Source organism: Nakamurella flava (genome assembly GCF_005298075.1).
Taxonomy (GTDB): Bacteria; Actinomycetota; Actinomycetes; order Mycobacteriales; family Nakamurellaceae; genus Nakamurella; species Nakamurella flava.
The window spans coordinates 292,286-311,627 of the sequence record NZ_SZZH01000001.1 but is presented as its reverse complement, the minus strand read 5'-3'; the positions used below and the strand labels follow the sequence as shown (position 1 = coordinate 311,627).

Genomic DNA, 19,342 nt, shown 5'->3' with positions numbered 1-19,342 from the left:
CTACCGAATCGTCGCCGCCGTCACGTCCGGGGTCGCCGATGGCCCGGAACTGCTGGGGATGTCGGCCGGTGCCGGCGTCTTGTGCAGGCTCGGCCCGGCGGGCGGCCTGACCGGCGCCGGACCGGCCGGGTCGGACGATGCCGCCAGCGCCCCGCCGATCAACCGCTGCGGGTGCAGGTCCCGCAGGTCGATCAGGTCCCGCAGCCCCTGGAGCTCGGCGACCTGACGACGAAGCTCGTCCAGTTCCGGTCCGATCTCGCGGCGAAGGCCGTCCTGGGCGCCGCTCACCATGCCCCGCACCTTCGTCGTCCCGTCGGCGACGAACCGCACCGCGGTCGGTATCCGTTCCGGGCCGAGGACGAAGACCCCGACCACCACGATGATCCCGATCTGGGTCCACGACAGTCCGAACATCATGCCCTCCCTGATCCTGTCGACGAACCGACGCTGATGTCCTCGAGCGCCGACGGCTCGTCGTCGTGCAGTGCGGCTCGGGCCTGGCGCCGGGCCAGCGAACGATCGTGCAGGCGGGCGACCTGGACGGCGACCTCGAACAGCACCGAGAGCGAGACGGCCAGGGCGCCCATGGTGATGGGGTCGTTGCCCGGGACGACCAGACCGGCGAAGACGACCAATCCGAAGATGGCGTACCGCCGCGAGCGGGCCAAGGCGGCTCCGGTCACCACGCCGACCCGGTTCAGCAGGATGAGCATCAGCGGCAACTCGAAGGACACCCCGAAGATGAGCAGCATCGAGATGATGAAGGTGAAGTAGCTCTCCGGGGTCAGCGCGGACACCGTGGTCTCGCCACCGAATCCCAGCAGCACGGTCAGACCCTCCCCGACGACGACGTAGGCCAGCACCGCGCCAGCGGCGAACAGGACCCCGCCCAGACCGGCGAAGACGCGGGCATACCGTCGCTCCTTCGCGTACAGCCCCGGGGTCACGAACCCCCACAACTGGCCGAGCCAGATCGGCGCGCTCAGGACGGTCCCGGCCAGCAGCGCCGCCTTGAGCCGAAACTCCACCGCGGAGAACGGGCCGGTGGCCAGCAGTCGGCATTCGGCGCCGGTGGGGCCGAGCGAGATGCGGTACTGCGCGGGCACGGAACAGTACGGGGCGGTCAGGATGTCACCGAGGGAACGCAGGCCGAGGAACCACGGGCCGTGGGCGAACCAGACGAAGCCGACCACCGTCCCCACGAACAGGCCGAGCGCCGCGAGGAACACCCGCCGGCGGAGCTCCATGAGATGGTCCCGCAGGGCCATGGTCCCGTCGACCGGTCGCGGCGCCCGGCGGAACGACAGGCGGCGAGCGACGGCGGTGCGGACTCGACCCAGCCGGGACCGGATGCGCCGGTCGGATCGGGGTGGAATCCCGGACGGTCGTTCGGACGGGGCAGCGGGCATGACGTGCTCCTTCCCCGGGGCCCCGGGTCACCCGATGGCGGGTGCTCCGGGACCGGGGTCGATGACCGGCGTCCGCCGGTCCGGGATGGTCAGCGGCCGTTGACGGACGCGACGGGCGCCGGCTGGGCCACCGTGGCCGGAGTCGCGGGCGCCGGAGTGACCGGGACCGTCAGCGCGACTGCCGGTGCCACCGGGGTCACCGGCGGGGCCGGGGCGACGGTCTGCTCCTTCTCGTCGTCGGACATGGCGCTCACCTCGGACTTGAGGATGCGCAGGGAACGTCCGACGCCGCGCGCCGCATCGGGGAGCTTCTTGGCCCCGAACAGCAGGATGAAGACGGCGAGAATGACGAGCCAGTGCCACCAGGACAGTCCGCCCATGACGAACACACCTCTTTCCATCGATGTGAGGCGGCCGGACGGGACCGGCGCGCCGGGTGCGGTGCAGGGATGTGGTGCTGCGGGGGCGGCCCCCGACGGACGGGCGTTGCGGTGACGCGTTCGCCTCGCCCGTCCGGCGGGAGCTCGACACATCAGGCCTGGTCGGTGCCCTCGGCCGAGCGGTCGGTCAACTTGTGCCCGGCGTAGGCGGCAGCGCCGAGGAGGGCCGCGCCACCGGCGGCGATCAGCCCGGCGTTCGGCCCCTGGCCGACGGCGGTGCTGCCACCACCGGTCTCCGGCGCCCCGGACGGCATGCCGCCGCTCATCTGGGACAGGAACGGGGCCACCGCCGTCAGCACGTCGGCCTTGGCGATCGGCGTCTCGAACGCTCCCTTGTAGACCCCGCCCTCGGCGGGCAAACCCAGCAGGTCGGCGACCACGGCGGCGTGCCGGGCCTCGACCCCGAAGATGCCGGCCGCGGCCTGCAGGATCGCCTTGTCCTTGATGTAGCCGGCCGCCCCCAGGTAGGCGCCGACGCCGACGTTCTCGAATGTCACGCTGGTGGTGAGGTAGGAGGTGCGGTCGGCGAAAGAGCCGCCGAAGTCGACCCACGGCGCCTCGACGGGGGTGCCACCCAGCTTCTTGATGGTGTCCTGTAGGGCGCTGACGTGGAACTCCTCGTCAGACTGGATGGTCCCGAGGTACTGCTGCTCGGTCCCGGAGAGCAGGCCGGCCTTGTTGCCCTGCTGGTAGAACGCCGCCTCCAGGTACTCCAGGGTGAGGGCGTAGTTCAGCACGTCGATGTCACTGCCGAAATCCTCGGCCCGGGCGTAGGCCCACCGATTGTTCAGAGCACCCAACGCCTGGGCCGAATTGAGGCTGGTCATCTGACCGCGCACGAAATCCTGTCGCGACATTGTCGTTTCCTTTCCGGCTCAGGAGATGAAGGGCTTGACGGTGGCCAGAACCTGATCCATCGAGGCATTGGCTTCGATGGGATTCGGGAACGGATTCCCGGCGATCAATGCGGCCACCACCGCCGCATGCCGGGATTCGACCCCGGCGATGGAGGCCGCCGACGCCAGCACATCGGCGTCCTTGATGAGCGGGACCTGGCCGTGATAGGCCGTCACGCCGAGCTCCTCGAAGACCGAGGCATTCTTGAGGAAGCTGTCCCGGCTGTCGAAGACCCCGGCCGGGTAGGTGATCTTGGGCTTGGTCGCGGGCGTTCCACCGAACGCCTTGACGGCCTCGGTGACCGCCGAGACGTGCTGGTTCTCGTGATCCCCGATCGGGGTGACGAGTTCGAGCTCGCGATCGCTGAGCAGCCCCGCAGCCAGACCGGTGGCGTAGAAGTCCGCCTCCAGGTACTCGAGAGTCAATGCATAGTTGAGGATGTCGATGTCCGACATGTCGATCGCCGCCGCCGCCGCGCGACCCGAGACGCCCGTGGTGGCCGCCCCGGCGACACCGCCGCCGAACACCCCACCGCCGACCACCAGGCCGGCACCGACACCGACCAGACCGGCGTACTTCAGGAAACTGCGCCGTTGCAGGCCGGTGCTGAATTCCAACACCGGCTTACCATCGAAGATCCTTCGATCAGCCATCAGCCGTTCTCCTTACATCACCCGCAGTGCCCCATTGGCCTGCTGTCGATACTTCGACCCGAGAGAGCGATCGGATGGGTCAGAATCCGAGAAAAACTCCGGCGATCAGAAATATATTGAGGACCACGATGGCGATGACGATGGACCAGCCCACGAGCCTGGTCCCGCGCCCGTTGACATCGGGTCCCATGAGCTCGGCATTCGAGGTCATCCGCATCAGCGGGACGAGCACGAAAGGCAGCCCGAAGGACAGGACCACCTGAGAAACGATGAGCACAGAGGTGGGGTCCGCCCCGAGGGCCAGGATGAGCAGAGCCGGGATCAGGGTGACGACGCGGCGCAGGACAGCAGGCATGCGTCGTTGCAGCAACCCCTCCATGATGACGCCGCCGGCGTAGCTGCCCACCGACGTGGACGCGAGCCCGGAGGCGAGCAGACCGATCGCGAACATCACCCCGATCGAGGGGCCGAGGGTGTCGCTGATGGCGGCATGCGCCCCCTCGATGGTGGCCGGGTCATGGGCCGACCCGCCCAGCCCGTGCAGACCCGACGCCGCCACCAGCAGCATGGCGATGTTGACTCCCCCGGCCAGGACCATCGCGACGGTGACGTCCAGGCGGGTCGCCGACAACAGCCGACGACGACGCGGGCCGGGTCCGACCCGTCCGAAACGGTCCCGGCTGAGGGCCGAGTGCAGGTACACGGCGTGGGGCATGACCGTGGCGCCCATCATCGCGGCGGCCAACAGCACCGAGTCCGTCCCGTCGAAGCGCGGCACGAGACCGGCGGCCACACCGCCCGGCGACGGCGGGGCCACGAACAGACCGGCCACGAAACCGATGGCGATGATCGCGAGGAACCCGGTGACCACGCGCTCGAACGAACGCTGCCCCCGGGCGCTCTGGATCGTCAGCAGGCCCATCGCGACGACGCCGGAGATCGCTCCGCCGACCACGAGTGGCAGGTCGAACAGGATCCAGAGGGCGATCGCCCCGCCGACCACCTCGGCGAGATCGGTGGCCATGGCCACGCCCTCGGCCTGGACCCAAAAGGCCAGCCGCGAGCGCCGCGCCAGTCGCCGTCCCAAGAGTTCCGGAAGCGACAGACCCGTCACCAGCCCGACTTTGGCCGACAGGAACTGCACCACCCCGGCCGCGGCCACCGCCAGGACCAGCACCCACACCAGCAGGTAGCCGTACTGCGCACCGGCCTGCAGGTTGGCCGCGACGTTACCCGGATCGACGTAGGCGACGGCGGCGACGAAGGCCGGACCCAGACACCCGAGGCGCAGCACGAGGCGACGCCATCGACTGCTCGCGCCGACCGGCGACGGACCTCCGTCGACCGGGGACACCGGGTCCGGAGCCGGCGAGGCCGGAGCGACAGGTCGGACCGCGCGGCGGCCGCCCCCGGCGGCGGTGCTGATCAGGGCCATGCGCTCCATTCGGTGACCGGCCGGACCCGGATGGGTCTGTGGCGAAAGAAGTGCCGGCCCGAGCGCAATTTGACCCATCCGGTCCCTGACCCGCCGCGAAGGACGAGAGTGACCAGTCACCGCGCTCTGTCGCCCGGACCGGACGTCCCCCCGCCGACGGGAGCCACTCCCACCGCGGTACCCGTACGAACCCGGCCGCGGACGAAGGGCGCTCGCCGCGGCCCTCGACGTGTCGTGGCCGCGCTGGTCGCGGCGATCACGCTCGGCCTCACCGCCTGTGCCGGGCCGGCCGACACCGCGACTGTCCCGCCGGCCTCGGCGACGACCTCAGCGCCGGCGACCACTCCATCGGCCGGCACCGAGTCTTCGAGCTCCCTCACCTCGGCAACCGTCGAGGCTCCAGGGACCGCCCCAGTCTCGACCGCCCCCTCTCCGGCCGCAGTCGCGACCGATCCGACGCTTTCGGCCCCTTCCGCACCGGCCTCCGCGGGAACGCCGCTATCCCTGCCGGACTCGGCTCCGGTCTCGCTGTCGGTGCCGGCGATCGGCGTGTCGTCGCCGCTGTCGACTTTGGGGCGCAACCCCGACGGCACCGTCGAGGTCCCGTCACTGGACGATCCGGACGCCGGAGCCGGCTGGTTCCGCGACTCACCGGAACCGGGAGCGCTGGGGCCGGCGATCATCCTCGGCCACGTGGATTCCCGGCGTTTCGGCCCCGGTGTCTTCTATGACCTCAAGAAGCTGCAGGCCGGCGACGCCATCGAGATCTCGCGGGCGGATGGCAGCGTCGCCGTCTTCACCGTCGACTCCGTGGAGGACGTGCCCAAGGCGCAGTTTCCGACCCAGCGGGTGTACGGCAATCTCGATCACGCCGGGCTGCGATTGATCACCTGCGGCGGGGTGTTCGACAGTGACGCCGGTAGCTACGAGGACAACATCATCGCGTTCGCGTCGCTCACCTCGTCCCGCTCCGCGTAGACGACACAGCCCCACCCGTGGCCGACGAGGTCGACCGCGGGCGGGGCTGGGTTGACTCAGACCGCGGCGTTGACCACGGCTGGGGTGTCGGACGCGGCGACCAGGTGGTGCACCAGCCGCATCTTGTCCAGCACCTTGGGCGGGAGCACGAACGGGTAGAGATCCTTGTGACCCATCGACCGGTTGATCATGTTCAGCGACCAGGACAGCGGCAGCCACAGAGCGATGATGCGATCGAATCCGACATCCCCGACCAGCGGCTGGGTGGCGGCGGCGCCGGCCGGAGCCATGCCGAAAGCGGCGGCGGTGTCGAGCGTGTCGCGGATGTGCAGGTAGTGCGCGAACGTCTCGGCCCAGTCCTCCGCCGGGTGCATGGTGGCGTAGGAGGAGACATAGTCCTGCTCCCAGTCCGACGGCGGCCCCTGGGAGTAGTGCCGGTCGAGGGCGTCCTGGTAGCTGGTGTCCGGGTCGCCGAACAGCTCCTCGAACCGCTGCCGGGGCTCACCGGTCTCGGCGAGCTTGAAGAAGAAGTAGTGGCCGATCTCGTGACGGAAGTGCCCGAGCAGGGTTCGATAGGGCTCGCTCATCGAGATCCGCAGCTGCTCGCGGTGGACGTCGTCACCCTCGGCCAGATCCAGGGTGATCAGACCGTTGTCGTGCCCGGTCATCACCTGCTGGTGCTCGCTGGACAGCAGGTCGAAGACCAGACCGGTGTCCGGATCCTCCGTGCGGTCCTTGATGGGGAGACCCAGTTCGACCAGCTCGACGATGACCCGCCGCTTGGCCGCCTCCGCCTCGGCGAACTGGGGCATCGCCGCGTCACCGTCAGCGGGCCGGGTGCGGGTCAGTGAGCAGGACCGGCACAGACCGGTCCCCTCCACGGGCACCAACCAGTTGCAGGCCGCCACGTTGAGGTTGTCGCAGACCCGGCGCGGCGGCTGGGCCGGAGTCGTGCCGTCCGGCCCCACCACGGCGAACTGGCGGTCGGCCAGATCGAAACCGAGGTTGTTGCCGCAGTTCAAGCACTTCGAGTTCTCGAAGGCGAGCTGCTGGCCGCAGTGCGGGCAGGCGAAGTCACGCATGGGGTACTCCTGAATCGAGCGAGGGGACACGTCGGGGCCCGAGACGCGTCGTGGAACCGGTGAAGCCGACAGCCCCGTCACCGGCGATGGGGCCTGCTGCCGAATACCCAGCATCTCCCCCGGCAAACGGCGGGAGCACGTCCACAGCCCGACTGCCGCCATCTTCCACCCGCCCGGCGGGTCGATCCACAGCCTGATCGCCATCACCCCGCGCGTCCGGCGACCCATCCCGGCTCAGCCGACCGGACACCCGATCTGCCGGGCGATCTCCTCCAGGAATTCCGCCGCCCCCTCCTGGTCGTGGTGCCCGATCTGGGCCCGGGCGGCCGCGACGGCCTCGGGACGGGCGTTGCCCATCGCGACCGGCGCGCCGACCTGCTCCATCCAGACGGCGTCGTTGCCACCGTCACCGGCACCGGCCACCAGGGCGGGGTCGATGCCGAGCCGGTCGAGAACGAAGGCGACGGCGGCCCACTTGCTCGCGTCCGGGGCCGAGATCTCCCAGAACTCGTCCATCGACCGGGTCGCCCGGGGCACCAGTTCGCTGACTTCCGGCGAGATGGCGTCGAGTTGCGCCTTCGTTCCCCACACCATGGCCTTGAGCACGGCCGTCTCGTCGAGCTGGTTGGCCGACGCCAACACGACGTCGGAGTCGTTGAACGCCAGCAGGGTTCGCTGCAGGGCGGGCGTGGTCACGTAGATGCCGTCGGCGGTCCACCAGGTGAAGTCCTGCCCGGTGCGTTCGTGGAGCGTCACCATCGCCCGCACCTCGACCGGGTCCATCGTGCGCACGCGAAGATCCTCCCCGGACACCGGATCCGTGGTCACCCCGCCGTTGCAGCTGATCTGGGGCGCCCGTAGCTCGGCCTCCCGGGAGAGGTCCAGGACGTTCGAGCGGGAACGGCCGGTGGCCAGCATGACGGCGAGACCGGCCCGGTCCAGCTCGCGCATGGCCCGGATGGTGCGGTCGGCGACCCGGTGGTCGGAGCCGGCGATGGTGCCGTCGACGTCGAGGATGACGGCCCGGGTCCGGGACAGGTCCAGGGGGAGTTCCAGCACGTGATGGCCTCGTTTCACAGATCGACCGGACAGTGGTCCGGCGACGGTCATGGGCAGTGGTCAAGGGCGGTGATCGTGGGCAGTGGTCGTCTGTGATGACCCCGGCCCGCCCGGCGCGGGGCGGCGGGCCCGCTGGCTCGAAGGGTTCCGACGGGCCACGCGGGCGGCGACGACCGGGGCCGGAAACGGAACAGAGCCCGTCCCCCTGTGGCGGAGGACGGGCTCTGTCCGGAAGATCCGACCCGACCAGGTTACCGGCCGACGGTGGACACTTCGCGGGTATGCATCCCGCTGCTGGTCACCCAGCAGATCAGGCGAGCACCCCGGCAAGCGCCAGGACGATCGTGGTGGCAGGCCAGATGGCGGCCGCCGGCGGATCGATGTGGGTGTTGCCGTGGTCGTGCAGGAACCGGGCGAAGAACTCCGCGAACCAGGCGGCGACCATGCCGGCGATCGCACCGATGAACAGGGTGCCGATCTCGTTGCCGACGATGGGCAGGAAGTTCACGGTGGCGACCGCCGCGATCAGGGTGATGTGGTGGGTCACGGGGAAGCTCAGGCCCAGGCTGAGGAAGAACAGCGAGACGGCCGAAATGCCGAAGAACACCGTGGCGATCGCCAGATCGGGGTAGGCCCGCGCCAGCAGCATGGCCAGCCCGGAGGACAGCAGACCGACGAAGAAGCCGAGGAACGAGTTCGGCACGAACTTCTCGTGGTAGCGGACCCACGCGGCCGAGTCCTTCGGCGCGAAGCGGCCCCAGCCGGCGGCCTGCTGGTCGATGTTGCCGAACAGGCTGCCGCGACCGATGGCCAGCCGGACGATGATCGCCGAGACGACGACGGTGAACGCGACGGTGTCGGTGTGGGTGCCGAACCACGGGATCTTCGTGACCCCGAGGTTGATGAGGTAGCCCAGCATGCCGAACCCGGCGCCCACGAGCAGCACGTCGATGCGCTCGATGGAGATCAGCGGAACGCCGATGTCCTTGCCGCCCACCTTGTCGCTGACCCGCGCGGCGTACGCAGCCGCGGCGACGCCGCCCGCGAACGCGATGTGCGGGCCGAAGACCGGACCGAAGGCCACGTCGTTCAGGAAGGCCGGGCCTCCGCCGGCCATGATCACGGCATTGCCCAGCAACACCATGAAGCCGGTGAAGATGAAGGCGTGGAGTGCGCCGATGGCGGCGGCAAAGAAGCCACCACCAGCAGCCATCAGGAGAAAGAGCAGGTCGAAGTTCATCAGCGGCCTTCCGTACGCGTACCACGGTGTAGGGAACGGATCGCGGTCCCGTCCCCCGGATGGGAGGGCCGCGGCGGAAACACTATCTGTACGTACAAGTGTGTACAAGTCTTGCCCGGATCGGACAGCCGGTCTAGGTTGACCGCATCGCCCGCGGCCCTGAGCCCGACGGGAAAAGCCCCTCGGCGCCACCGCTGTCGCTTGATCGGAGAATCAACCACGTGACTAGGTACATCCTGGGCATCGACGAAGGAACCACGGGTGCCCGTGCGTTCATCATCAACGAGGAGTGTGAGGTCGTCGGCCTGGCGGCCGCCGAACTGACTCAGATCTACCCGCGGGCCGGCTGGATCGAGCACGATCCGATGGAGATCCTCAACGTCCAGCTCGAGGTCATCCGGGCCGCGCTGCGGCAGGCCAAGCTGCAGCCCTCCGATCTGTCGGCGGCCGGCCTGACCAACCAGCGCGAGACCGGGATCGTCTGGGAGAAGGACACCGGGCGCCCGATCTACAACGCCGTCGTGTGGGCCTCGCGTCAGACCGTCGGCGTCGTCGAGGACTGGGTCAACGCCGGCCTCGGCGAGAAGATCGAGGAGCGCACGGGTCTCATCCCCGACGCCTATTACACCGCCTCCAAGATCCGCTTCATCCTGGACCAGGTCCCCGGGGCGCAGGAGCGGGCCGAGAACGGCGAGCTGCTCGCCGGCACGGTCGACACCTGGCTGATCTGGAACCTCACCGGCCGCAAGTCGTTCGTCACCGACTACTCGAACGCCTCGCGCACCATGATGTTCAACTTCGAAAAGCTCGAGTGGGACGAGGAGCTCCTCGCCGGCTACAACATCCCCAAGCGGATGCTGGCCGAGATCGTGCCCTCCGACGCGGTTGTCGGCGACCTCAGCGCCACCTTCGGTGCCGCCGTCCCGATCGCCTCCAACATGGGTGACCAGCAGGCCGGCCTGTTCGGCCAGGCCGCCTTCAGCCCGGGCCAGAACAAGATGACCTACGGCACCGCGGGCGTCCTGAACATCAACTGCGGTACCAGCCCGCAGCGGATCCCCGGCCTGACCCCGTCGATGGCGTGGGGGGTGCAGGGCAAGGCCACGTACGAGATCGAAGGCGTGCTCTTCGCCATGGGCAAGACCATGCAGTGGCTGCGCGACGACATGAAGCTCATCCACGCGGCCCCCGACTCCGAGTGGTACGCCGGCCAGGTGCCCAGCACCCAGGGCGTCTACCTGATCCCGGCCTTCACCGGCCTGTCCGCGCCGACCTGGGATCCCTACGCCCGCGCCGCGATCATCGGGATCAGCAACGCCACCACGCGTCTGCACATCATCCGGGCCGCCGTGGAGTCGATGGTCTACCAGACCCGCGACGTGGTCGACGCCGCCCTGCAGGGTTCCAACGGCTCCATCTCGATCCCCGAGCTGCGGGTCGACGGTGGCGCGGTGAAGAACAACTTCCTGTGCCAGCTGCAGGCCGACATCCTCGGCGTGCCGGTCGTCCGGCCGGTCATCTCCGAGGCGACCGTGTTCGGCACGATGCTGCTGGCCGGCCTGTCGACCGGCATCTATTCCTCGCTGGACGAGGTGGCCAGCAAGTGGCAGGAGGACCGTCGCTTCGAGCCGTCCATGAGCCGCGACCAGGCCGAGTCGATGTACGCCGGCTGGCAGCAGGCCCGCGAGCTGACCAAGGGCTGGGCCCAGAAGGTCTCGACCGACTGACCCCGAACCCACGCACTGCATGACCCTGGAATGACGAGGACGGGGCCCACGCCGGGTCCCGTCCGTCGGGGGTGCGCCAGGGCCCGACCGACGACCGGTTCGTCGATCCCACGCCGGGATCGACGGGCCGGTCGTCGTCGTTGCGGGACCTTCGTCAGCGAACGTCACTGATGGGGACGGGTCGGGGCAGAGCAGTCGATGTGTGTCGCCGACCGACATCGCGCACCGCCTCCCCTCCCCCGACAGCGTCGTCGGCAGCAGGACTGCCCCCGGGAACGACAACGGCCGGATTCGAGGATCTTCTCCTCGAATCCGGCCGTTCGCGCGCCGAAACGCTTACGGGGACATCACAATCTCGCCCCGTGAGAGCGGACGCTCAATCCGTCACGACGTGGCCACGGGCTGACCCGCCTCGTCGAGCACGGCCCGGTCCACGCCGCCGAGGAGCCGGAGGCGGACGTACTCGCGGTGCGCGGCCACCTCGGACCCGACCTGCTCGGCCGACCAGCCGAGCAGCGGCGCGGCCACCTCGGCCACGGCCTGGTCGACGTCCAGGCCGAGCGTCGGCAGCAGACCGACCATGGAACGTCGGTGCAGGATGTCGGCCACGTGCACGGCGCCCTCGGCCTTGACGGCGAGGGTGACCTCGGCGGTCAGCAGTGCGCTGTCGCCGCTGCCGATGAGAGCGCCCTGCGCCGGATCCGACTTCACGAGGTCGAGCAGGACCCGCACCCGGGTGCCGTAGACGTCGAGCAGACGGTCGACGACGGCCGCCGTGTAGTCGTGACCGGCCAGCTCCCGACGCAGCGCCCGCGCGGCCGCCGGCCAGTCGGAGGCTCCACCCGGCAGCGCGGTCTCGGCCGTTCGGGAGGCCGGAAGCTTGCGCCCCAGTACGGCGGCGACCTTGTCCACCGTCTCCGTTCCCAGGCTCAGGTGGGGGGTCAGCTTGCCGCCCACGATGGAGATCAGCCCGCCGATCGACTCGTGGTCCAGGATCAGGTGACTCCGCGGGATGTTGCCGCTCTTGACGCCCGGGCGGTACGGCAGGGGGCGCACCCCGGCGTAGGTGAACAGCACCGAGTCACGGGTCAGCCCGGCTTCGGGGATCAGCGTGTTGGTCTCGGTGAGCAGGTAGTCCATCTCGTCGTCGGTACCCCGCGTGGCGTCGAGGTCGCCCTCGAAGCGGTCGTCCGTCGTGCCGATCAGGTAGCGCCCGTTCCACGGGATGACCAGGATCGGTCGATTGTCGGACCGGGCCTCGTAGTACAGCGCCACGTCGGGAGCCCCGGGGAAGGGATCGACCACCAGGTGGGTGCCCTTGGTGCCACCGATCATCCGGTCCAGCTGGAGTCCGGCACCCGCCTCGTCGACCCACGGGCCGGCCGCGTTGACGACGACGGAGGCGTGCACGTCGAACTGCTGACCGGTGAGCTGGTCGTGCACCTTCAGACCGGTGACCCGTCCGCCGGAGACCGCGACGGAGGCTTCCGCGTACGTGAGGAACCGGGCACCCGCCTCGACCGCCGAGATCAGGGTCTCGAGCACGAGCCGCTCGGCGAAGACGACCTGGCCGTCGTAGTACCGCAGACCACCGGACAGGCCCTCCGGGTTGAGCGAGCCGAGTTCCACCTTGATCGCCTTGCGATCCAGGCGGCGGTGACGGGGCACCGACTTGCGCAGCGACAGCGTGTCGTAGAGGTACATCCCGATCCGGAACATCCAGCCGGGCTTGTGGTTGTGCTTGTACAGCGGCACCACGAAGGGCAGCGGGGTGACCAGGTGCGGGGCGATGTGCAGCAGCTTCTCGCGGTCGTGCAGCGATTCGTAGACCAGCCGCAGCTCGCCGTGTTCGAGGTAGCGCAGGCCACCGTGGATGAGCCGGCTGGACCAGCTGGACGTGCCCGACCCGATGTCGGCCTTGTCCACCACCAGTACGGACAGACCCCGCGTGGCGGCGTCCCGGGCCACGGCGGCGCCGTTGATACCGGCTCCGATGACAGCTACGTCGAAGTGGGCGCCTTGCAGCTGCTCCACAGAGGGGCGGTCGAGAACATCCATCGGTCAAGCCTTTCCACCGTCACGCGTCTGTGCGTGGGTCACCCGCTCACGGGATCCGCTGTTGCTTGTGTGTACATGATTGAACAAGATAGGTGCACTTGCTGTCGACCCCCCGGTCGGCGGCCGTCGCCCGCCTTTGGAAGGGAACCCTCCGCCGTGCTCCCCGAAACACTCGTCGGCTGCAGCTCCAAGAGCTACTTCTCGCTCGCCCAGGCACAGGAATGGGGCCCGCGGGTGCTCGCCGAGGTCGCCTCCGACCCGGAGGGTGCCACCGGCCTCTTCTGCTGTCCCTCGTTCCCGCTCATCCCCGTCTTCCTCGAGACCCTGGGCCGGGGCGGCGGCCTGGTCGGCTCGCAGGACGTCTCGGTCTACGGACCCGGCGCCTACACCGGCGAGGTGAGCGCCGACCTGCTGGCCGAGATGGGCTGCACGTTCGTCATGGCCGGTCACCCGGAGCGTCGGCGGTACTTCGGCGAGGACGACGAACTGGTCGGCCGCAAGGTGGCTGCCACGGCGGCGGCCGGTCGCACCCCGATCATCGTCGTCGGCGAGGCCGAGCAGTCGATCTCCCCCGCAAAGGCGGTGGCCCAGCAGTTCGACGCCTGGCTCTCGGGTCTGCCGGAAGGAGCCGATCTCCTGGTCGCCTACGAACCGGCCTGGGCCATCGGCCAGCCGCAACCCGCCCCCGCCGACCACGTCGCCGACGCGGTGGCCACGGTTCGCTCGATGATCGCCGAGCGCACGTCGGGCGCCCGGGTCGTCTACGGCGGTAGCGCCCAGCCGGGCACCTACTCTGCGGTCGCGGAAGCGGCCGGCTCACGGCAGGATGCGGTACCGGACGGCCTGTTCATGGCGCGCTTCGGCGTGAACGTCGACAACTTCCTGTCCATCGTGCGCGAGGTTCGGGAGGTCCGAGCTCGGTCAGGGCGCTGACCGGCCCCCGCGTTTGACAGTCTGATGACCGTCGGATGACTGATCGGCAAAGTTGCCTATACAAGTCCAGACAGGCTCGTTAGGATGAACAGCAACGCCAGCCAGGGCGGCAGCGCGCATCACGTTTCCTGCCCCTTGCGACCCGAGATCAGCCCCACCCCCACGCTTCCTCGTTGACCGACCCGGGTGAGCCACCCTCACCCCGACCGAAGGACCGCCATGACCATCGCGAACACCGTCGAGCTCGTCGCTGCGGCGAAGCGGGACGGTTACGCCGTACCCGCTGTGAACATCGTCGACGACCTGTCGATGCGGGCGATCATCGCCGCGGCCGAGGCCGCGCAGTCGCCGATCATCCTGCAGACCTCCGTCAAGACGGTGAAGAGCATGGGTGCCGAGATCATCGCCGGGATCTACAAGAATGCGGCTGGTGCCGTGTCCGTGCCGGTCGCGTTGCACCTGGATCACTGCCCGGACCGCGCGGTGATCACCGAGGTCATCAAGCACGGTTGGTCGTCGGTGCTGTTCGACGCCTCGGATCGCCCGCTGCAGCAGGCGTGGGACGAGACCCGCGAGGTGGTCAAGGAGTGCCACGCCGCCGGCGTCGGGGTGGAGTCCGAGATCGAGAACATCGTGGGCGTGGAGGACGGGGTCGGTAGCGACGAGGCCACCCACTCCTACAGCAACGACAAGATCGTCGAGGTCGCCGACGACACCGACACCGATCTGCTGGCTCCGGCCCTGGGCACCTCCCACGGCATGTACAAGTCCTCGCCGGTGCTGCAGTTCGACCGGGTCACCGAGCTGGGCAAGCTGACCGACAAGCCGGTCGTGCTGCACGGCGGGACCGGTCTGTCGCCGGAGGATTTCGAGCGGTTCATCGCCAACGGCGTGGCCAAGATCAACATCTCGACCACGGTGAAGCTGGCGTACATGCACGCGGCCCGTGACCACATCGCCAAGGCCGAGGAGACCGGCAAGTGGGAGCCGGTCAAGATGTTCGACGACGTCAACAAGGCCGTGCAGGCCACCGTCACCGAGCACATCAACGAGTTCGGTTCGGCCGGTAAGGCCGCCAGCAACGGGAGCGCTGCCTGATGACCAAGGCCCTGATCCTGGACTGCGACGGCGTCCTGGCCGACACCGAGCGCGACGGTCACCTGGTGGCCTTCAACCAGGCCTTCACCGAGCTGGGACTGCCGTTCCAGTGGTCTGAGCAGGAATACGACGGCCTGCTCAAGGTCGGCGGCGGCAAGGAGCGGATGCTGGCCTACCTGGCCCAGCACCCGGAGATCGACCTGGGCTCCGACGAGGACAAGGCGGCCAAGGTCGCCGAGGTCCACAAGCTCAAAAGCAAGCTGTACGTCGAGCTGGTCGAGGCCGGCAAGCTGCCCGGCCGTCCCGGGGTCAAGCGGCTCATCGAGTCCGCCCTGGACGACGGGTGGCAGGTGGCCGTGGCGTCGACCTCGGCGACCAAGAGCGTGGAGGCCGTACTGGCCGCGGTGGTCGGGCCGATGACCCGGGCCCGGATGGAAGGCGTGTGGGCCGGGGACATCGTCCCGGCCAAGAAGCCCGCTCCGGACATCTACCTGATGACCCTGCGCGAGCTCGGCCGCACCGCCGACGAGGCCGTCGTCATCGAGGACTCCGAGTCCGGCGCCAAGGCCGCGGCCGCGGCCGGGATCCGGCACATCGTCACCGTCAGCTCGTTCACCACCCGCGATCCGTTCCCCGCGGCCAGTGCCGTGGTGTCGAACCTGGGCGAGCCCGGCGAACCGGCCGAGTTCCTGGCCGGGGTCGACCTGCGCCACGACGGAGTCATCGACCTCGAATCGCTGCGCGCCGCCGTGGCCAGCACCCCCGCACCGCGGGCCGCGACCGCCTGAGCCATGAAGTAGTACGAGAAGGGGCCCGTCCGATCACCCCTCGGACGGGCCCCTTCTCGTCATCGTCGGCCGGATCATGCCGGCTCAGGCGGCGGGCATCACAGGTCGTACTGGAACTCGAGCTTGATCTTGTCGCCGCGGAACAGGATGCGGGACATCTCGAACGGCCGACCGTTCGGATCGGTGATCCGGTGGCGGAGCAGCAACAGCGGTGAGCTGCGGCGGATGCGCAACAAGCGGGCCTCGTCCGGATTGGGCAGGGTCGATTCGAGGCTCTCGTGGACGGCGGCCATCCGCAGGCCGTATTCCTCCTCGAGGATCGCGCACAGCTGCCGGTTCACCAGATCGTCGGCCGCGAGCTCCTTGGCCAGCCGGTGCGGGACCCAGGTGGTGTGCAGGCTGATCGGCTCGTTGTCCACCAGCCGGATCCGCCGGATCTCGTGGACCGGCTCCTCCTCGGCGATGTCGAGGGAACGCGCGACCTTGGCCGAGGCCGAGATCAGCTCGCTGGACAGTACCCGGGTGCTCGTCTGATACCCCATGTGCTCCAGCTGCTCGCGGATGCCCATGTACGCCGGTGACCGGGTGGAGATCTTGCGGTGGGCGACGAACGTGCCCTTACCCTGCACCCGGAAGAGCAGATCCTCGTTGACCAGCTGGGCCAGCACCTGTCGGGCGGTCATCCGGCTGATCCCGTACATCCGGTTCAGTTCGTTCTCGGACGGGATCTTCTGGTCGGGCTTCCACTCGCCGCGTTCGATCTTCTCCCGGAGGACGTTGGCGAGCTGGATGTACAGCGGCGTGGAGCCCCCACGGTCGAGCGACAGTTCAGCGGTGGCAGTCACGGGAATCGGACGATCGTGTCGACAGTCATCGGTGTTCCCCCGGTTGGTCTGGGTCGGCGCCGCTGCCGGCCTGGTAGACGGTGGCGGATACTCTGCACATCTTGGTACAGGCGAAACGGCTGTTTACATCGTCGTACCTGTACAACCATTCTACGAGCCGTTCACCCGTCTGCGGTCTGCCATCCACCTGCTGCGCGCCGCGACCGCCTTGACTGAGCGTGGGCGCGCTCGGATCGCCACCACCATGTCGGCCTTGTCACCAAAGCCTATACATGTATAGAGTTGTATGGTCGTTCGCGCAGCAGGATGCGTCGACATGCAGGTCCTGGGAGCATCACCCACGATGTCCCCACTCAGCGTTCTCCGTTCGGAAGTGCCAGTACCCCTGGGTAGGTGGTCCCGACGATGCCTTCGCGCGGTTGACCATCGCCCCGGAGCGCTCGCGGCCCCCCGCCCGACCCGACCCCCGAAGGACTGTCCCGATGCCTGAGCTGACACCCCTCAAGCCGCTTGCTCCGTGGGTGGAACTGACCGCCACGGACAAGGACTGGGATGCGATCGAGCCGGCCGTGCTCGACACGATGCTGGCCCAGCTCCACCTGATCCGTGCCTTCGAGGAGGAGGTGCTCGTCCTCGCCGGCCAGAAGCTGGTCAACGGCCCCGCGCACTCCTCCATCGGCCAGGAGGGTGGCGCCGTCGGTTCGATCCTGCCCCTGGTCGCCGCCGACCAGGTCAACGGTTCGCACCGGGGCCACCACCAGTTCCTGGCCAAGGCGTTCGGTTTCGTCTCCCCCGACGGCATCGACCCCCGCCAGCCGCTGTCGGACAAGGTCATCGAGGTCCTGTACAAGGGCATGGCCGAGATCGCCGGCCTGAAGGACGGCTACTGCTACGGCCGCGGTGGTTCCATGCACCTGCAGTGGATGGACGCCGGCGCCATGGGCACCAATGCCATCGTCGGCGGTGCCGTGCCGTTCGCTGCGGGCTTCGCGTTCGCCGACAAGCACGCCGACACCGACAACGTCTCGGTCAGCTACTTCGGCGACGGCGCCACCAACATCGGTTCCGTCCTGGAGACGATGAACCTCGCCGCCGCCTGGAAGCTGCCGGTCTGTTTCTTCATCGAGAACAACCAGTACGCCGTCTCCACCACCGTCTACGAGGCGACCGGCGAACCGCGACTGTCCGCCCGTGGCACCGGCTTCGGCATCCCCAGCTGGAAGGTCGACGGCATGGACACCGTCGCTGTCTACCTGGCCATGCAGCAGGCGCTGGACGTCATGCGGCACGGCGGCGGACCGACGGTCATCGAGATCGACACCTACCGCTACTTCCACCAGAACGGCCCGTTCCCGGGCAGCGCCTTCGGCTACCGCCCGAAGGAGGAGGAGCAGTCCTGGCGGGACCGCGACCCGATCGCCAAGCTCGAGGGCCACCTGGTGCGCCGGGGCCTGTACACCGAGGAGGAGCTGGGCAAGGTCCGCAAGTCGATCAAGGCCACCCTGGGCGAGATCGGCTCGCGACTGGTCGAGCAGGACCCGAACGGCAAGCCCGGACAGCAGCGCATCCGTCCCGAGCTGTGGCCGGACCCGGCCTTCCTGGACGTCGGCATCCGCGGCGACCTGTCCTCCCTGAAGGACCTCAAGGTCCGGGAGAACGACGACTTCTCCGCCGATGAGCTCGAGACCCGCAAGTACGTCGACGTCGTCGCCGACGTCATGGGCGTCCGGATGGCCGAGAACGGCCGCATCATCGTCATGGGCGAGGACGTGCACCGCCTCAACGGCGGCTCCCGCGGCGCCACGAAGGGCCTGCCGGAAAAGTACGAGGACCGCGTCCTCGGCACGCCGATCTCGGAGGCCGCGTTCACCGGTCTCGGCGGCGGCCTGGCCCAGGACGGTCGGTTCTACCCGGTCGTCGAGCTGATGTACGCCGACTTCCTCTGGGTCGCGGCCGACCAGATCTTCAACCAGATCGGTAAGGCCCGCCACATGTTCGGCGGCGACCACGACATGCCGCTGCTCATGCGCATCAAGATCGGCATCAACACCGGGTACGGCTCCCAGCACTCGATGGACCCGGCCGGCATCATGGCCACGTCCGTCGGCTGGCGCATCATCGCCCCGTCCAACGCGCTGGACTACGTCGGGCTGGTCAACGCGGCCATGCACCTCAAGGACCCGGTCGTGGTGCTCGAGCACGACGCCGACCTGTACAAGGCGAACTTCCCGGCCCCGAAGTCGGACTGGAACTACATCCTGCCGCCCGGGCAGGCCGCGATCCGTCGTGAGGGTTCCGCCGTCACCGTCATCTCCTACCTGGCGATGGTGCAGAAGTCGATCGAGGCCGCCGAGAAGGCCGGCGTCGACGCCGAGATCATCGACCTGCGGTGGCTCGACCGGGCCAGCCTGGACTGGGACACCATCGAGGCCAGCATCAAGAAGACCAACAAGGTCATGATCGTCGAGCAGGGCTCCCTGGGCACCTCCTACGGCGGGTGGCTGGCCGACGAGATCCAGCGCCGCTACTTCGACTGGCTGGATGCCCCGGTCGCCCGGGTCACCGGCAGCGAGTCCTCGCCCAGCATCTCCAAGGTGCTCGAGGCCGCCGCGCTGGCCAACGTCGACGACATCGTCGACGCCCTCAAGGCCGTCTGAGACGTGTTGCCGTCCGCCGGGACTCGCCACCGCGCCGTCCCGG

General features: G+C 68.9%; 17 protein-coding genes. 6 read left to right on the top strand and 11 right to left on the bottom strand.

Annotated features, from left to right (window positions below; genetic code table 11):
* From FDO65_RS01405 to FDO65_RS01380, 6 genes are all read right to left on the bottom strand, one after another.
* Entirely contained in the window at window positions 1-414 is a 414-nt protein-coding gene (locus FDO65_RS01405) for a twin-arginine translocase TatA/TatE family subunit (RefSeq protein ID WP_137447707.1), read from the bottom strand.
* Window positions 414-1,409 (bottom strand): twin-arginine translocase subunit TatC, encoded by a 996-nt coding sequence (tatC, locus tag FDO65_RS01400; protein WP_240757360.1) that lies wholly within the window; start codon window positions 1,407-1,409, stop codon window positions 414-416. The genes FDO65_RS01405 and tatC overlap by 1 nt, the downstream gene beginning before the upstream one ends.
* 89 nt (window positions 1,410-1,498) lie before the next feature.
* Entirely contained in the window at window positions 1,499-1,789 is a 291-nt protein-coding gene (gene tatA / locus FDO65_RS01395) for a Sec-independent protein translocase subunit TatA (RefSeq protein WP_137447706.1), read from the bottom strand.
* A gap of 152 nt (window positions 1,790-1,941) precedes the next feature.
* Complete coding sequence (locus tag FDO65_RS01390; RefSeq protein WP_137447705.1) at window positions 1,942-2,706, bottom strand: ferritin-like domain-containing protein; 765 nt, start codon at window positions 2,704-2,706, stop codon at window positions 1,942-1,944.
* 18 nt (window positions 2,707-2,724) lie between these two features.
* On the bottom strand, window positions 2,725-3,399 hold the full coding sequence (locus tag FDO65_RS01385; protein ID WP_137447704.1) for a ferritin-like domain-containing protein: 675 nt from the start codon (window positions 3,397-3,399) through the stop codon (window positions 2,725-2,727).
* A 79-nt stretch (window positions 3,400-3,478) separates the two neighbouring features.
* The gene (locus FDO65_RS01380) at window positions 3,479-4,693 is read right to left on the bottom strand and encodes an Nramp family divalent metal transporter (RefSeq protein ID WP_420847508.1); all 1,215 of its coding nucleotides are present in this window, start codon (window positions 4,691-4,693) and stop codon (window positions 3,479-3,481) included.
* Between the two features lie 171 nt (window positions 4,694-4,864).
* Between FDO65_RS01380 and FDO65_RS23015 the strand changes: the two genes are divergently transcribed.
* A complete protein-coding gene (locus tag FDO65_RS23015; RefSeq protein ID WP_137447702.1) occupies window positions 4,865-5,812 on the top strand; it encodes a class F sortase in 948 nt (315 codons plus the stop codon).
* 56 nt (window positions 5,813-5,868) lie between these two features.
* Here FDO65_RS23015 and FDO65_RS01370 read toward each other — a convergent pair whose 3' ends face one another.
* From FDO65_RS01370 to FDO65_RS01360, 3 genes are all read right to left on the bottom strand, one after another.
* A complete protein-coding gene (locus tag FDO65_RS01370; protein ID WP_137447701.1) occupies window positions 5,869-6,894 on the bottom strand; it encodes a zinc-binding metallopeptidase family protein in 1,026 nt (341 codons plus the stop codon).
* A 234-nt stretch (window positions 6,895-7,128) separates the two neighbouring features.
* Window positions 7,129-7,953 carry an HAD-IIB family hydrolase gene (locus FDO65_RS01365; RefSeq protein WP_166441996.1) on the bottom strand — a complete coding sequence of 275 codons (825 nt, stop codon included), beginning with the start codon at window positions 7,951-7,953 and terminating at the stop codon, window positions 7,129-7,131.
* 310 nt (window positions 7,954-8,263) lie between these two features.
* Complete coding sequence (locus FDO65_RS01360; protein ID WP_137447699.1) at window positions 8,264-9,193, bottom strand: DUF7973 family transport facilitator; 930 nt, start codon at window positions 9,191-9,193, stop codon at window positions 8,264-8,266.
* A 221-nt stretch (window positions 9,194-9,414) separates the two neighbouring features.
* On the opposite strand from FDO65_RS01360, the gene FDO65_RS01355 reads away from it, so the two are divergent.
* A complete protein-coding gene (locus FDO65_RS01355) occupies window positions 9,415-10,920 on the top strand; it encodes an FGGY family carbohydrate kinase (RefSeq protein ID WP_137447698.1) in 1,506 nt (501 codons plus the stop codon).
* A 384-nt stretch (window positions 10,921-11,304) separates the two neighbouring features.
* Here the strand turns inward: FDO65_RS01355 and FDO65_RS01350 are convergent, their stop codons facing one another.
* Window positions 11,305-12,978: a glycerol-3-phosphate dehydrogenase/oxidase gene (locus FDO65_RS01350; protein WP_137447697.1), complete on the bottom strand. Its 1,674-nt coding sequence runs from the start codon at window positions 12,976-12,978 to the stop codon at window positions 11,305-11,307.
* Between the two features lie 156 nt (window positions 12,979-13,134).
* On the opposite strand from FDO65_RS01350, the gene FDO65_RS01345 reads away from it, so the two are divergent.
* From FDO65_RS01345 to FDO65_RS01335, 3 genes are all read left to right on the top strand, one after another.
* Window positions 13,135-13,911: a triose-phosphate isomerase family protein gene (locus FDO65_RS01345; RefSeq protein ID WP_166441995.1), complete on the top strand. Its 777-nt coding sequence runs from the start codon at window positions 13,135-13,137 to the stop codon at window positions 13,909-13,911.
* Between the two features lie 219 nt (window positions 13,912-14,130).
* The gene (locus FDO65_RS01340; RefSeq protein ID WP_137447695.1) at window positions 14,131-15,009 is read left to right on the top strand and encodes a class II fructose-bisphosphate aldolase; all 879 of its coding nucleotides are present in this window, start codon (window positions 14,131-14,133) and stop codon (window positions 15,007-15,009) included.
* Window positions 15,009-15,797: an HAD-IA family hydrolase gene (locus FDO65_RS01335; protein WP_137447694.1), complete on the top strand. Its 789-nt coding sequence runs from the start codon at window positions 15,009-15,011 to the stop codon at window positions 15,795-15,797. Before FDO65_RS01340 ends, FDO65_RS01335 begins: the two co-directional genes overlap by 1 nt.
* A gap of 98 nt (window positions 15,798-15,895) precedes the next feature.
* Here FDO65_RS01335 and FDO65_RS01330 read toward each other — a convergent pair whose 3' ends face one another.
* Window positions 15,896-16,642 carry a GntR family transcriptional regulator gene (locus FDO65_RS01330; RefSeq protein ID WP_240757358.1) on the bottom strand — a complete coding sequence of 249 codons (747 nt, stop codon included), beginning with the start codon at window positions 16,640-16,642 and terminating at the stop codon, window positions 15,896-15,898.
* Between the two features lie 482 nt (window positions 16,643-17,124).
* On the opposite strand from FDO65_RS01330, the gene FDO65_RS01325 reads away from it, so the two are divergent.
* Window positions 17,125-19,299, top strand: a complete 2,175-nt coding sequence (locus FDO65_RS01325) for an alpha-ketoacid dehydrogenase subunit alpha/beta (protein WP_137447692.1) — start codon at window positions 17,125-17,127, stop codon at window positions 19,297-19,299.
* The last annotated feature ends 43 nt before the right edge of the window (window positions 19,300-19,342 follow it).

Coding starts and splice junctions, on each gene's coding strand:
- FDO65_RS01405 (WP_137447707.1), bottom strand. CDS start 414: ATGTTCGGACTGTCGTGGACCCAGATCGGGATCATCGTGGTGGTCGGG.
- tatC (WP_240757360.1), bottom strand. CDS start 1,409: ATGCCCGCTGCCCCGTCCGAACGACCGTCCGGGATTCCACCCCGATCC.
- tatA (WP_137447706.1), bottom strand. CDS start 1,789: ATGGGCGGACTGTCCTGGTGGCACTGGCTCGTCATTCTCGCCGTCTTC.
- FDO65_RS01390 (WP_137447705.1), bottom strand. CDS start 2,706: ATGTCGCGACAGGATTTCGTGCGCGGTCAGATGACCAGCCTCAATTCG.
- FDO65_RS01385 (WP_137447704.1), bottom strand. CDS start 3,399: ATGGCTGATCGAAGGATCTTCGATGGTAAGCCGGTGTTGGAATTCAGC.
- FDO65_RS23015 (WP_137447702.1), top strand. CDS start 4,865: ATGGGTCTGTGGCGAAAGAAGTGCCGGCCCGAGCGCAATTTGACCCAT.
- FDO65_RS01370 (WP_137447701.1), bottom strand. CDS start 6,894: ATGCGTGACTTCGCCTGCCCGCACTGCGGCCAGCAGCTCGCCTTCGAG.
- FDO65_RS01360 (WP_137447699.1), bottom strand. CDS start 9,193: ATGAACTTCGACCTGCTCTTTCTCCTGATGGCTGCTGGTGGTGGCTTC.
- FDO65_RS01350 (WP_137447697.1), bottom strand. CDS start 12,978: ATGGATGTTCTCGACCGCCCCTCTGTGGAGCAGCTGCAAGGCGCCCAC.
- FDO65_RS01340 (WP_137447695.1), top strand. CDS start 14,131: ATGACCATCGCGAACACCGTCGAGCTCGTCGCTGCGGCGAAGCGGGAC.
- FDO65_RS01335 (WP_137447694.1), top strand. CDS start 15,009: ATGACCAAGGCCCTGATCCTGGACTGCGACGGCGTCCTGGCCGACACC.
- FDO65_RS01325 (WP_137447692.1), top strand. CDS start 17,125: ATGCCTGAGCTGACACCCCTCAAGCCGCTTGCTCCGTGGGTGGAACTG.